Origin of the sequence: Brasilonema sp. UFV-L1, assembly GCF_012912105.1 — a bacterium.
Taxonomy (GTDB): domain Bacteria; phylum Cyanobacteriota; class Cyanobacteriia; order Cyanobacteriales; family Nostocaceae; genus Brasilonema.
Genome location: NZ_QMEA01000057.1, coordinates 26127 through 40320, shown reverse-complemented (window position 1 = coordinate 40320; position 14194 = coordinate 26127). Strand labels below are relative to the sequence as shown.

At 43.3% G+C, this 14194-nt stretch carries 12 protein-coding genes and 1 pseudogene; 1 reads left to right on the top strand and 12 read right to left on the bottom strand.

Annotated features, from left to right (window positions below):
- Positions 1–253: 253 nt before the first annotated feature.
- From DP117_RS36300 to DP117_RS17485, 12 genes and pseudogenes are all read right to left on the bottom strand, one after another.
- Positions 254–458: pseudogene (locus DP117_RS36300) on the bottom strand (4-(cytidine 5'-diphospho)-2-C-methyl-D-erythritol kinase); the annotation flags it as partial.
- A 66-nt stretch (positions 459–524) separates the two neighbouring features.
- Positions 525–1727, bottom strand: a complete 1203-nt coding sequence (locus DP117_RS17535; RefSeq protein ID WP_169219568.1) for a 4-hydroxy-3-methylbut-2-enyl diphosphate reductase — start codon at positions 1725–1727, stop codon at positions 525–527.
- 35 nt (positions 1728–1762) lie between these two features.
- Positions 1763–2023 carry a transposase gene (locus DP117_RS37000; RefSeq protein WP_169219567.1) on the bottom strand — a complete coding sequence of 87 codons (261 nt, stop codon included), beginning with the start codon at positions 2021–2023 and terminating at the stop codon, positions 1763–1765.
- Positions 2016–2519: a transposase gene (locus DP117_RS36995; protein WP_169219566.1), complete on the bottom strand. Its 504-nt coding sequence runs from the start codon at positions 2517–2519 to the stop codon at positions 2016–2018. The genes DP117_RS37000 and DP117_RS36995 overlap by 8 nt, the downstream gene beginning before the upstream one ends.
- A 343-nt stretch (positions 2520–2862) precedes the next feature.
- The gene (crtE, locus tag DP117_RS17520) at positions 2863–3831 is read right to left on the bottom strand and encodes a geranylgeranyl diphosphate synthase CrtE (RefSeq protein WP_169219565.1); all 969 of its coding nucleotides are present in this window, start codon (positions 3829–3831) and stop codon (positions 2863–2865) included.
- A 369-nt stretch (positions 3832–4200) separates the two neighbouring features.
- Positions 4201–5427: a (E)-4-hydroxy-3-methylbut-2-enyl-diphosphate synthase gene (gene ispG / locus DP117_RS17515; protein ID WP_169219564.1), complete on the bottom strand. Its 1227-nt coding sequence runs from the start codon at positions 5425–5427 to the stop codon at positions 4201–4203.
- Positions 5428–5487: 60 nt separating this feature from the next.
- Positions 5488–5670, bottom strand: coding sequence for a hypothetical protein (locus DP117_RS17510; RefSeq protein ID WP_169219563.1), 183 nt, complete (start codon positions 5668–5670; stop codon positions 5488–5490).
- Between the two features lie 197 nt (positions 5671–5867).
- Positions 5868–7817 (bottom strand): 1-deoxy-D-xylulose-5-phosphate synthase, encoded by a 1950-nt coding sequence (gene dxs, locus DP117_RS17505; protein ID WP_169219562.1) that lies wholly within the window; start codon positions 7815–7817, stop codon positions 5868–5870.
- A gap of 268 nt (positions 7818–8085) precedes the next feature.
- On the bottom strand, positions 8086–9171 hold the full coding sequence (locus DP117_RS17500) for an aromatic ring-hydroxylating dioxygenase subunit alpha (RefSeq protein ID WP_169219561.1): 1086 nt from the start codon (positions 9169–9171) through the stop codon (positions 8086–8088).
- Positions 9172–9823: 652 nt separating this feature from the next.
- Positions 9824–10945 (bottom strand): Rieske 2Fe-2S domain-containing protein, encoded by a 1122-nt coding sequence (locus tag DP117_RS17495; protein ID WP_169219560.1) that lies wholly within the window; start codon positions 10943–10945, stop codon positions 9824–9826.
- A gap of 44 nt (positions 10946–10989) precedes the next feature.
- Complete coding sequence (locus tag DP117_RS17490; RefSeq protein WP_169219559.1) at positions 10990–12210, bottom strand: hypothetical protein; 1221 nt, start codon at positions 12208–12210, stop codon at positions 10990–10992.
- A 120-nt stretch (positions 12211–12330) separates the two neighbouring features.
- Entirely contained in the window at positions 12331–12942 is a 612-nt protein-coding gene (locus DP117_RS17485; RefSeq protein WP_169219558.1) for a chorismate lyase, read from the bottom strand.
- 566 nt (positions 12943–13508) lie between these two features.
- Here DP117_RS17485 and DP117_RS17480 point away from each other — a divergent pair.
- Positions 13509–14075, top strand: coding sequence for an IS630 family transposase (locus tag DP117_RS17480; protein ID WP_169219557.1), 567 nt, complete (start codon positions 13509–13511; stop codon positions 14073–14075).
- Positions 14076–14194: the final 119 nt, after the last annotated feature.

The following is a 14194-nucleotide window of genomic DNA, read 5'->3' as shown; positions in this document are numbered from 1 at the left end:
GCTCCCAAATTTCACATTCTCCCAAAAACTTTCAGCCTTAACTGAACCGTATTGCCTTATAAAACAATTGAGATGGAAAGGTTACTTTGTAGGAGATGCAACACGAATACTGGAACGCGTGAATTTTGAAACCCACAAGTCTAAATCAGGGTCAGAAACTGCTATCTTTACTGACTCTAGAACTTGCTGTGCCTGGGCCTGAGAGTGAGTTAGCTTCAGGAAACTTTTCTGCCATCAGTGCTGCTGCCTTCTAAGCAAGGTTACTCTCATCTTGAGGCACTTCTGGATGGTTACAATCCAGTCTGATTGCCCCAGTTTCCAATGAGCGTAGGTCTATTTGATCTGCCAAGTTAAGCTTTGGAATACCATTACCAGATTATGATAGCATTTGGGTGATCAGCGATGATTTCTAGGTACAAATTAATTTTGGCTGACGCCATTAGGGAGTAGGAGTGCATAAGGGTGGTGAGGTGATGGGGAGAAAGCATATTTTTATGCTTGGTGATGTATGCAATTTATAGGGACTACATCGCTGCTTTGATGTCAAAAATCTTCTCAATTACATCAGCAACAACTTTGTCTGGGGTCGAAGCGCCAGAGGTAATTCCCACCACAATAGGACCTCGTGGTAGCCAGTTTTCAAGTACTTCTAAACAGGAATGCAACTTTTTGTGCTCAATCCGATTTCTCGGTCCGATGCGCTCTGCACTATCGATGTGATAGGAAGGAATCCCGATCAAGCGAGGGATTGTTTGGAGTTGAGTTGTGTTGGAAGAGTTAAAACCTCCAATGACTACCATCAAGTCCAGCTTTTCTTCTACAAGCTGAAACATCGCATCCTGACGTTCTTGGGTGGCATCGCAGATTGTGTTGAAGCTCTTGAAATGATTGTTGAGTTCAGCTGGACCATACTTACGCATGAGCGTGCGCTCAAATAGCTTGCCGATTTGCTCAGTTTCCCCCTTGAGCATGGTAGTTTGATTGGCAATACCTATCCAAACCAGGTCAGTGTCAGGATCAAATCCAGGAGAATGAGCACGAGCAAATTTGGTCAAGAATTCTTCACGGTCACCGCCATTGAGGATGTAATTACAGACGTACTCAGCTTCAAGCAAATTCAGGACGACCAAATATGTCCCAGCAAAGGAAGTGGTAGCAATCGTCTCTTCATGCTTATACTTGCCGTGGATAATCGAGGTGTAGTTTGCTTTTTTGTGCTTCTCGACACTGTTCCACACTTTAGAAACCCACGGGCAAGTCGTATCCATAATTTTGCAGCCTTTTTCGTTCAATAACTGCATTTCTTGAACACTGGCGCCAAAGGCAGGCAATATAACGACATCTTCTTTGGCAACGACTGAAAAATCCTTCTGCCCAAGATCGTTAACCGGAATAAAATCCACCTGCATATCCTGCAAGTTTTGGTTGACTAAGGGGTTGTGGATGATCTCGTTGGTAACCCAAATGCGCTCAGTAGGAAATTGCTGACGTGTTTCATATGCCAAAGCAATGGCTCGCTCTACCCCCCAACAAAATCCCATCGCCTCTGCTAACCGAATAGTAACGTTGCCGTGCTGCAACATATAGCCGTTGTTGCGAAGAAGCTGAATCAAATCGCTTTGATACTCGAAGTGCAACATTCCTGCTACTTCTGCTGCTCGGCCAAATCCCTTACGATAGTAGTGCTCTGAACTATGGAGTGATCGCTTAAAGGCTTTGGTATCCATTTGCCGTTCCTCTTATTATACAGCGTATTGCAAGTTTATGAGGTACAGTAACAACAGTTTGTAAACCAGTTTTTTAAATGCACAGGATTCATCAAATCGAGTGCAGTTGCAATTAAAACATCAACCATTTTCGCAGTGGTTGGAGAAAAGGAGCGGAGAAAAGATTTTAATTGTGACCACAAGTGTTCAATGGGATTAAAGTCAGGAGAATAGGGTGACTGATAAAGAACGCTTGCACCCACAGACTGAATTAAAGACTCAATTTCTTTGACTTTATGTGCTGGGACATTATCCATAACAACTACAGCAACCAGACGCATTGTCCCCTAAAAATTGGGCAGCCTTAGTTTTGTTGATTTGTCGGCTCTGTCGGGTACTCGTTGTATAAAGGCTGCCCAATTTTTTACGTGTAAGACCCCGTGACCATAATTGAGGAAGTAAACACTTTTCGATAAAGGCTTTAAATGCATTTCCATCCATTGAACCATTCAAAGTCATCACAGCTAAAACTTGTTCCAAGCTAATTGCTCCAATTACTGTAACCTTCGCCCCCCGATAAAATGGTTTAAAATCATACACCCTACTTCCATCAGGGCTTCGGGCATGAGTTCTTGCTAAACCCAATAAAACACCCATTTCATCGATGAAAACTAAGTTTTTCGGGTCTATTTGTTGAACTTTCTGCCAATACTCCGTTCTCAAATTTTGTACTCTTTCTGTTTTCGCTTGGCTGCTGCGTAACGTCTTTTTTTTAGTGTTAGTGTTAGTTTTTGTTTTTGTAATGTACGACACATTGTACTTGTGCTTACCCAATGATTGTGAGTTGTACCCCAATACTCACAGTATTCTGATAAAGTTGCATCTGAGTATTGTTCAACCATTGCGGCTAGTTGAGCTGAATATCTATCCAATGCACTCTTTATTGCTCCACCTTGCTGTCTGGTTGTACATGACCTTGAGTCTTATTCATGGAAATTAGTTTTTGTACAAAACTTTTAGCTACACCAAATCTCTGAGCCACTTTTCTGATTGAGGTGTCACCTTGGCCTACTCCGTCCGGGTTAGCAATAACTTCGCGCTGGCTCAAATTTCGCGTCTCTAGACCCAGATTCATACTGTGGTTCAGCAACGCTACTTAGTGAGTTCTAGCTGTGATGTAATCTGCGATCGCCATTAGAGGGATAGCCCTTTCCCCAAAGGGAGCTAATTCAGCCTTGGCTTCCTCAACTAATTTTTTCGCCTGATACCTGGATTCTTCAATACCCCATAAACTAGGATAAGTAGCTTTGTGCGCCTTTTGGTCTTTACCTGCTGTTTTCCCAAGTTCCTCGCTAGTTGCAGTCACATCTAGCACATCATCAATAATCTGAAAAGCTAGACCAATATTGCGAGCATAGCGAGAAAGTCTGTGCAAAACCTCATTGTTGGCTCCTGCCAGAAGTGCTCCACACACAACAGAGGCTTCTAACAAAGCTCCAGTTTTATGGGTGTGAATAAAGTTGAGGGTTTCTATATCAATATTATCCTTTCCCTCAGATTGTAAATCAAGAACTTGACCGCCAACTAAACCTGTTGCTGCAACTGCATGACCTAACTTGGCAACAACCTGCAACAAATGCTCTGCTGGCACCTGTTTTGTCTTTTCAACAATAAACTCAAACGCGTAGGCTAACAGTCCATCACCAGCGAGAATGGCAATGTCTTCACCATAAACTTTATGGTTTGTCAACCGACCTCGCCGATAATCATCGTTATCCATTGCTGGTAAGTCATCATGGATCAAAGACATAGTGTGAATCATTTCCAGCGCACAAGCTGTCGGCATCGCCATTTCTAGTGTGCCTCCTGTGAGTTCACAGCTAGCAAGACACAGAATTGGGCGCAAGCGTTTTCCCCCAGCAAGCAGCGAATAGCGCATAGCCTCGTAGATTTTTTCTGGATAGACGACGGTGATTGACGAATCTAGCGCCGCTTCCACTTCAGCTTGCCTTTGTGATAAGTAGGTCTTCAGGTCAAAACTTACCTTGTTGCTTTCACGCTCAAATCCTTGATGCAAGTCAATTTGAGAAATTTGCAATGATCGTTCAAAGACTGGAGTACTCATTTGACTCATCTCCTCAAGATAAATATAATAGGCAATAAAATAAGCGCAATTGACGAAATTTGAAAGGCTTCAAAGCTTTTAGGGGGTAGGAAATCAGGAGGTTGGAGTTGAGAATTGGGGAAGTTCAAAATTTCTCGAAAACTCGCTCTTGAGCTACCCGTTCTCCTAAATCCGTACTATTCAAGGGTTCCACCTTAACTTAGTACCATTCATCCATGAACGAAAGTTCATAACTGTGGATGAAAATTCTTCTTCCCTACTACACTAGTCGCACGGCAGTTCCTTCAATGGGACGGCAGTCGCACGCCAGTTGCACGCCAGTCACTCAAGTTGGGGAACCGCCCACGGTGCTGGCTCTCCTACTTCCTCTTAAGGGTCAACCCAACGACCATCAGCTTTGATCAAATTAATTAGTTCTTCAACCCCCTTGGACTCAGAGACTTTTTTGATTTCTTCACGCCCGCGATACAAAGAGATATAACCAGGCTGCTTACCAACATAACCGTAATCAGCATCTGCCATTTCCCCTGGCCCGTTGACAATACAGCCCATGACGGCAATATCCAGACCAGTGAGGTGCTTAGTGGCTTCTCTAACCTGATGCAACACCTCCTCCAGGTTAAACAAGGTGCGACCGCAAGAGGGACAAGCCACATACTCCACCATAGTCTTCCGCAATCCCAAGGCTTGCAGAATACTGTAGCAGACGGGAATTTCTTTTTCTGGCGCTTCTGTAAGTGAGACACGGATAGTATCGCCAATGCCATCAGTTAAGAGTGTGGCAATTCCAGCAGTAGACTTAATCCGACCGTATTCACCGTCGCCTGCTTCAGTTACACCCAGATGCAAGGAGTAGTTCATGCCTAATTCGTCCATCCGTTGAACCATCAGGCGATAAGCCGCAACCATCACAGGCACTCTGGAAGCTTTGAGGGAAATGATTAAATTGCGGAAGTCGAGAGATTCACAAATGCGAATAAATTCTAAAGCTGATTGTACCATACCTTCGGGTGTATCACCGTAGGTAAACAACATCCGCTCTGCTAGAGAACCGTGGTTCACCCCAATCCGCATTGCCTTTCCCTGCTCCCTAAGAGAGAGCACCAAAGGCTCTAGGGTTTCACGAATTTTGTCACCAATTTCGTCGAATTCGGCTTGAGTATATTCAGTACGATTGGGGTTGGGTTTTTCAAACACATAAAGTCCTGGATTAATCCGCACCTTGTCCACATGGTTTGCGACTTCCAAGGCAATCTTCATGCCGTTATGATGGACATCAGCCACCAAGGGAACTTTTTGGTAAGTCTTTGTGAGGTTCTGCTTAATTTGAGCGACTGCTTTGGCGTGAGCCAGACTGGGTACAGTAACGCGGACAATCTCACAGCCAATGGAATGCAGACGACGAATCGCACTCACAGATGCGCCCACGTCCAAGGTGTCTTCATTAATCATCGACTGCACGACGACAGGAGAACCACCGCCAATGATGACATCGCCAACGCGGACTGGACGCGTTTTTCGGCGAGGAATGATGGTACTAGTTATGCTTTGAGATGAAGAAGGGTTGGAAGTGCTTGGAGTTGAAAGAGTTTGCATAGGTTGTTATTTGGATGTCTACAGTAAGAAAATAGGCATGAAATATGAGAAAGACGCCTACTACAAAAACACAAATTTGGTGTACTCTGCCCTAGAGCGAAAAGTGTGGCAGCTGGATAATGCACTATAAGCCCTTTGCACAACCCCTGCACCGTTACCGCATCCATTCCACAGCACCTGCAAGATATAACGATCGCAGCTACCCCTCCACTGTTTCATGGCATGAATGGCTGTAATGCTCATGGAACATACCTTAGAGCTTTTCTTAGTGCCATTCGGTCTTTAATCTTTTCCGTTCTTTATTCTACAGTTCTATGCAGCCTTACATAGAATTAGTATGAGGATTTTTTAAGGAATCATCTAGAACTGCGTAAACCACCATGCCTGAAAACCTATTTTCAATGTGTTTGAGGAATCAACATAGCTGCTACTGAAAAACTTTATGAGCGAATTGCAGTATTGGTCTTTGAATTGAGCGTGCTATTTCGCAATACTTGTACGCCCAGTTTGGTTTGTTGAAATTGTGCTCGAACTCGCTCAACAATTTGTGGACTCGTCAAACCTAGTTCTAAATTGGATTCTTCTGGAGTGGCATGCTCAACTAACTGATCGGGTACACCGATCCGGATGACTGGAACTACCACATGGTGGTCCAGTAGAGTTTCGACAACGGCTGAACCAAAGCCACCCATCAAACACCCTTCCTCAAGAGTGAAAACTCGACCAATTTGCTTAGCCAGAGGCACAATTAACTCAGTATCCAACGGCTTGGCAAAGCGAGCATTGACGACAGTGGCTTTGATACCGTGTTCACTAAGGATTGCAGCCGATTGCAGCGCTGGATGAACCATCGAACCATAAGCGACCATCAACACATCGTCTCCTGTACGCAGAATTTCTGCTTTGCCAATGGGTAAAGGTTCCCAGCCTTCTGTCCTCAAAGGAACTCCATAACCGTTGCCGCGCGGATACCGCATGGCGATTGGACCATTGGTGTAGTTGATCCCAGTCACCAGCATTTGCTGGAGTTCGGCTTCATCTTTGGGAGCCATCAGCACTATGTTGGGAAGGCAACGCAGATAAGCAATATCGTACATCCCCTGATGGGTGGGACCATCGGCACCTACAATACCAGCACGATCCATGCAGAAGAACACGGGCAGATTTTGGATGCAGACATCGTGAACAATCTGGTCGTAGCCTCGTTGCAGGAAGGTAGAGTAGATGGCAACAACCGGACGCATCCCCTCGCAAGCCAGACCCGCCGATAGCGTCACTGCGTGTTGCTCAGCTATCCCCACGTCGATGAATTGCTGGGGTAGTTGTTTGTGGAGGATGTCTAGCCCTGTCCCGGTGGACATAGCTGCAGTAATGCCAATCACTTTGGGGTTACTCACAGCAATTTTGGTCAGGGTGTCGCCGAATACTTTGAAGTAGCTGGGGGGTTTGGGTGAGCTTTTAGCAATTGCCTTGCCCGTTGCCAAATCGAATTTAGATTGGGCATGATAGCCGACCTTTTCTTGCTCAGCGATTTCATACCCTTTGCCTTTGACTGTCGCCACATGGACCAATAGCGGACCAACTTGTTGATGCGCTTGCTCAAAGGTGGCAATCAATTCTTCTAGATTGTGTCCGTCAATTGGTCCCATGTAGGTGAAGCCCAGTTCCTCAAACACCGCTCCCACCTTCGGCACCGCCAAGCGTTTTATCCCTTGCTTGAGCCGATTCAACTCTGGGAGAAGGCAATCTATATGCATTATTGTTTCAAACTGTTCCTCCAGTTTTTTAAGTAATTGTAATGAGCTGCTGAACCGCAGTTGATTGAGGTGAGAAGAAAGCGCACCCACGTTGGGCGAAATTGACATTTCATTATCGTTGAGTACAACTAACAAGTTAGTTCTGGGCAAGTAACCTGCATGGTTAATCGCTTCTAAGGCCATGCCGCCTGTGAGTGCCCCATCCCCAATTAGTGCGACCACTTTGAAGTTTTCGCCTTTCATATCTCTGGCAAGAGCCATTCCCAAAGCGGCAGAGATACTGGTCGAAGCGTGACCGGCACCAAAGTGGTCGAACGGACTTTCGCAGCGTTTGAGATAGCCAGCAATACCATCCTTTTGCCGTAAGGTATGAAAGCGATTGTACCGCCCAGTCAGCAGTTTGTGCGGATAGGCTTGATGACCAACATCCCAAATCACTTTATCACGGTCAAGGTCGAGAGTCTGGTAAAGCCCTAGGGTCAGTTCAACCACACCCAAACCTGCTCCTAAGTGTCCTCCACTAGTGGCGACTGTTTGTAAATGCTTTTCTCGAATCTGACGCGCAATATCTTGCAATTGCAAAATTGACAGTCCATGTAACTGATTGGGATGAGTAATGTGGCTTATGTTCATAACAATATTCCTCTTTGAAGTAGGTAATTTTTAGTAAAAGAAGGTGTAATTGAACAGAGAAATATTAAAAAAATACTCCAAAATTCGGTGTTGCTGAATTAGAATATGAATTATGCGAGCGCTATATTCTTGCAGGGGCTTCGCCCCCGCATCGGAACACAACGATACTTAAAATAATAATTCAGCAATTATTTGCTGTTCGTATTTTTTGATTAACTGTGTATCGCTCATTGTAAAAACACCCAATTGTTACTTTTTAGCAGCTTTGTCACTCCGTCAGATTTTCGCCTTCAATCTCAGCTTTATTAATCCAATTTTGATAGAAGCGTCTGAAATTTAAAACTCCTAGATCTTCTTTTACATAAGCATCGCCTACAGATGGATCCATGGTATTCCAAATTGGTATATCCTGTGTAAAAGAGTTTTTACTTTGCCAACCAAAGAGAATATAATAAAGTATATCTAACCAAAAAGTGCCTGTTTTCTTAACCATTACTAAAGAGTGCTTGACAGTCTTGTTTTCAGCAATTGGGGTAATGCCTCCCATAGTTTGAAATCTCTCCTCACCATCTATGAAACCTGTCACCTTATGTCCGCTAGGCGAACCATCTACTTGTAACGTCAGCACTTTAGCATCTAGTCCAAAAGCTTGGACGACTCTACCTAGTGGTCCCACATAGTTTTTTAGGGGGAACTTAATCAAAGCTTTAAAGCTACTTTCTTTTTGAACAGATGATTCGCTATACTCTTCTGAATTTTGGTTATTAAGCAGCGTGAGTTGAGCGGAGCCTGAAACCTTTAACTGATGTACTGTAACTACATGCAAATGATCATAGGTATTTTCAGCTACCCGTCGCACTGTTGTTTCGACTTCGAACTCAAATCTGTAGGGTATATAGTTATTATCTTCAGCAGATGGAAACTCTGGTAAGGGAAAGAGAGGATTTTGAGAACCGTACCACACCCAAACGTAACCATATCTTTCAGTAGTTACATAAGTAACTTGACGAGCCTTTGGTGGAATGTGGTTTACCTCAGGTACAAAAACACAATTTCCGGAGCGGTCATAGCGCCAATGATGAAAAGGACACTGAATACAACCATCTACCAACTCGCCAATAGCTAAACTAGCACCTAAATGGGAGCAATAGCGCTCCATAATGACTGGTTTGCCCTGTTGATCTCGCCAAGCTACTAGAGGCTGACCGAACAACTCAACTGCCTTTAGCTTTTTCCCCAAGGCTTTGGACGGCATAGCGACGTACCAGCTAGCAGCGAGGCTCATTGCCTTCTTTTTATCAACTCCCTTGTGTGGTTGAGTCGGTTTTGGAGTTCTAACTTTCTCAGGTTTCATGATTCTATTTGTTTTTGTTCTTAAAAAACATCTATTGGCTGGAGAAAACGAGTACCTAGAACGCAAGATAAAACCATATAGGACTAGTATTTGATTTTTCAAAAATCAAATGACCTAAGAGCTTACCGTGTAAAGGTTTAGTTCTCAGTATACGTAGCAAGAATCAAGTACCATTCCTATAGCACTATAAACAAATAGTCAAAAGGATCGCTTTTACTAATCAGAGCGTTTTGCGCTGTCAATTCAGATTCTTGGCATCCTTTGGTATTTACTAAACTAATGTATTTACGCTCTCTGAGTTGCTTTCGTCTGTCAAATCTGTTGGGCAACACAAAGTTCCAGACTGCCAGTAGCCTATATGCTACTAAGTAAGTGAGGAGTAGTCTCCTCTAAAGTAGTGTCCAACCCTATTTCCACGGTCATGTTTAGTTTGGAGGGGGGCAGTTGGAAAAGTACCAGGTTTTGGCAACTCGCTAGCTGCTTACCCTCCTGCTTGCACGGTTGTGAGGCGCGCGAAGCGCTGTGAGGCACTGACCTATCCCACTTTATTGTGAATAGTATTTATCGTCTTAAATAAATGACTAAAAACCCTAACTCGTGAAAGATAGTTAGGGATAGCTTATCAGTAGACCAAGCATCGGGTCTACTGACTTTAGTTAACCTCAACCTTATCAACCCAACTTTGGTAGAAGTCTCGATACTTCAGGACGCCTCGGTCGTGCTTAATGTAAGCTCCTTCTTTATCCTGATTCATGGTATTAAAAACCTTGACATCCTGGACTGCACTAACTTTGGATTGTGAGCCAAGAACTAGATAATAAGGAATATCTAACCAGAACTTGCCGCTTTTCTTGACCATTAATAAGGCATGCCAAATGGTTTTATTAGCTGAAACTGGAGTCATTACATCCAGGACTCTAAACCTTTCTTCTCCATTGACAAAACCTGTAACCAAATTTACGCCAGGACAACTATCTAACCTTGATGCAAAAGTTTCAGCTTTTAATCCCAAAACTCCAGCAATTGCACCAATTAGCCCGTTATACCTCTTAATCTTGGCCTCAATTAAAGCCCCAAACCAGGCTTCTTGCTGAATAGGCAGATTAATCTCTTTAGCTGGATCGAGCAGAGTAAACTCAACAGAACCAGCAAGCCGCATACCATGTACAGCGACTAAATGGTAATAATCGTACATATTCTCAAGAACTTGTCGTGCTGTCGTTGCAGCCTCAAGTTCAATGCGCCAAGGCATATAATTATGCCTTTCATCTTCAGCAGGTGGAAACTCTGGTAAGGGAAAGAGAGGATTTTGAGAACCGTACCACACCCAAACGTAACCATATCTTTCAGTAGTTACATAAGTAACTTGACGAGCCTTTGGTGGAATGTGGTTTACCTCAGGTACAAAAACACAATTTCCGGAGCGGTCATAGCGCCAATGATGAAAAGGACACTGAATACAACCATCTACCAACTCGCCAATAGCTAAACTAGCACCTAAATGGGAGCAATAGCGCTCCATAATGACTGGTTTGCCCTGTTGATCTCGCCAAGCTACTAGAGGCTGACCGAACAACTCAACTGCCTTTAGCTTTTTCCCCAAGGCTTTGGACGGCATAGCGACGTACCAGCTAGCAGCGAGGCTCATTGCCTTCTTTTTATCAACTTCCTTAGGTAGTTGTTGATTTGGTCTTGAATCTTTAGTTGCTTTGTGAGAGGATTCACCGTTACAAGAAAGTAGTTGTTCTGGATAAGTAACTTGACTTGATTGCATGAAAAAATCCTTGATAAGAATTGCTGTAAATACTACTAATCTGGCTATTTTTGCAATACCTCTGCCATCTTTTGCAGTGAGTACATGACTGTCGTAGTAGTAAAGATTTGATGGCGATCAGTAAGGACACTTCCGTTGAATTTACCGTTATATATCCATTCCGCTGTTTGGTTAGGATTTGTATCGTGAGTGTGGGGAGCTCGTAACCAAGCAGACGAAATCCAAGCTCCATTTGAGCCTTGTTGCTCCAGCAGCCAGCGCATTACAGCGTTTTTTGCAGCTTTCACTTCTTCATCCATCTTGTCTAAAAGCAATAAACGCAAACACCATGCAGTAGCAAACGGTGAACCTTCTGGATGCTCGGTGTTTGATACAAAACCCTGAGGACTTAAGCGCTTCATTCCCCATGATACCGCTCGGTCAATACGAGACTGGTTAGCTAATTTGTCTTCTGCCATTAATGCTTCAGCCGCTAATGCTGTAGCATATTCGCTATCAGTCCACCAATAGGCTAACCAGTTTCCTTCAGAGGTTTGGTTATTTATCAAATAGTCGCATAAGAGCGGGCGAAATTCTGGTAAAGCGGCGATCGCTGCGGTGACACAAACATGTGATTGACACCATCCATCAAATGATTCACAGGGAGGAGTGCTCAAGCCGGCTTGAAACGCTTCATCAGTTACAGGAATTGACACCTTACTATCAGGCTGCAAATGCTTGATTACAAAAACCTTGAATTGTTGTGCAAGTTCTGAATTGCCAGCACCATTCATTTGATCTTGCTGAACTTGTTTTAGGAATAATTGTACAGACTCTGTTAGATAAGCGCGAATCGCTTTATCGCTAGCATAGGTTGACATCCCTCCATCAGGCTGTAAATGCTCTCTGACGAATACTCTGGCTTTTTGTGCAAATTCTGAATCTCCAGCACCAACTGCGTTGGCTAGCTGTAATACCCAACCTGTAGAGTCTGCATCTTCCGGAATTAAAACGTTAAAGCCCCATCCACCTGTAGGACGACAGCGGCTCTTAAATAGCTCCCATGTTTCCATGACGATATCGCGAACGCGAGTGTCAGGCAACGCAGCCAAAGCAGTAGCAACGTAAGCTGTTATCCATTCATCACTGGGTCTGCGACCTAAGTAAAAGTCTTGCCACCACCCTTGTGGGTCTTTAGCCTCTAATAAAAATGTGGTTGCAGCTTTAATGGCATCGCTTAACTGATTAAGCTTTTCGGTTTCAACATATGTCTTATTACTTAGCATGGTCTTGTTTCTTAACTTAAAAAGTCAATAATTTATGAAAATCGCAAGTTCGGTCGGCATTACCTAGCCTACAAAATTATCTATTTTTCACGAATGATTTAGGACTGCTATAGCCTATATTTATAATACCATTGAGCCGATGTATTTTGTTAAGTAATTCGAGAAAACCTCATAAATTAGTGTTAAAGGTTTTCCCTGATGCCAGAAGAGGTAGTAGCGCCCCCAGAGGTTTCTCTTCTGACCAAACGCCGACTCCAAATATGCTGATTTACCATAATGAATTTCCAAAATTTCACGATACAACTCCATACGTTTGCCAGTTAAGCTATCCCAAATTGGTATGTTCCGGTTTTGCAAATGCTCATTTACATGATTACTTTCCCACCAGGAAGTTGCGTACGCCAACCGCTGCCCTGAGGCTGTACATAGCCATACCTGTCGCCGCGAACGAGGTCCTGGTAATAATTGGATTAGCTGATGAGTATTATCTGAATTCATACCAATACAAGACATATCAATTAAGTCAACTTCTGTCCGTTCGCCTGTTATAAGTTGAAGATGTCTTGTTGGAGAACCATCTCCTAAAATGAGCATCTGCCATGCGGGTGACAAATGACAATGAGGTAAACCTTGTTTAATAATTTCCTTATTCCCTTGCCATACAGGACTTAATTTGTGCCATATTTTTTCATGTCTTTTTGATAATTCATTAGATGCAATTATTGAATTCATAGATACACTCTCAGTCTATATATTATAATTTTCAGCTTCAGCTATGCAAATTAGCTTGGATAATAGACCTTTTGTAAAAGTTGGTTAAACATCTCAGATTTTAGGCAAACGAAGCTGATAGTTATAGAAATCAGCTATTAGTATTAAACCTGAGACTAAATCGTTTTCGACAATTTCTATAACAGGTGGATCAAATTTTAAGGGCTTTGAGTTTACAATGTACGTGCTCACCGATAACTCGAATTCTAGCTAACTCTTGATTACTCTTTTTATCTTCAAAACTTAACTTTGCTTTTCTCGGTTTTGTCTTAGGAATGGAGCTTGGAACTAAATGATGCTGGAACGATTTTGCGTAATTTCAGCCTCTATTTTCAAGGCAGGTTTAATGAACAATGTTTCTGCTGTATACTCGCAATACAACTTTAAATGGCGCTACATAGTTAAGGAGTGTCAGTACAATACAGTTCAATTAGGGCTGAACGGTGCGAATTTCTGGTGTGTAGAAACGTTGCATTGCAACGTCCTCAACACTTGCAATTTTACCTATTCCCCATGCCTTTGTCAGCTTGCAAAACCTCTTAGCTCAAGGAAAGCGACTGCGTTACCTTTGTCAGGATGAAACCAGACTAGGATTGAAAACCGAAACTGGGCGAGTGATTACAGCTCGTGGCATCAAACCTATAGTCAGTGTACAGTGGCCAAGAGAAGCATTCTGGCTGTACGGAGTAGTTGAACCATTGGCAGGATGGCATTTTTGTCAAGAATATCCTCATCTCGACGCTGAGAACTTTCAAAAATTCCTGGATGCCCTATCTCAAGAACTGGGTGATGACATGGCACTGATGCAAATGGATCAAGCATCTGCACATCAAGCTTTAGCACTGTCTTGGCCAGAAAATCTCATCCCTATCTTTCAACCTGCTCATAGCCCTCAACTCAATCCGATTGAGCGATTGTGGCAGTTTATTAAACGCCAGTTCCAGGGGGAAAATTTCTCTAATTTACAAGCACTGCGCCAACGAGTTCAACACGAGTTAGCTCAAATGTCTTGTGAGTTAATCTCCTCTTTGACAAGTTATGATTTCATCCTCGAAGCTCTCTTCCATGAAGCTTTATTCTATGCATCTTCATAGAGAATTGGTATTAGTACCTAATGTCAGTAGATCACAAAGTTTTTTAAAACTCCTGCCACATGGACATTTCAGTCAAACACCCGGACATCAGGAAAGTACGTTTCCATCAGTATTTCAGG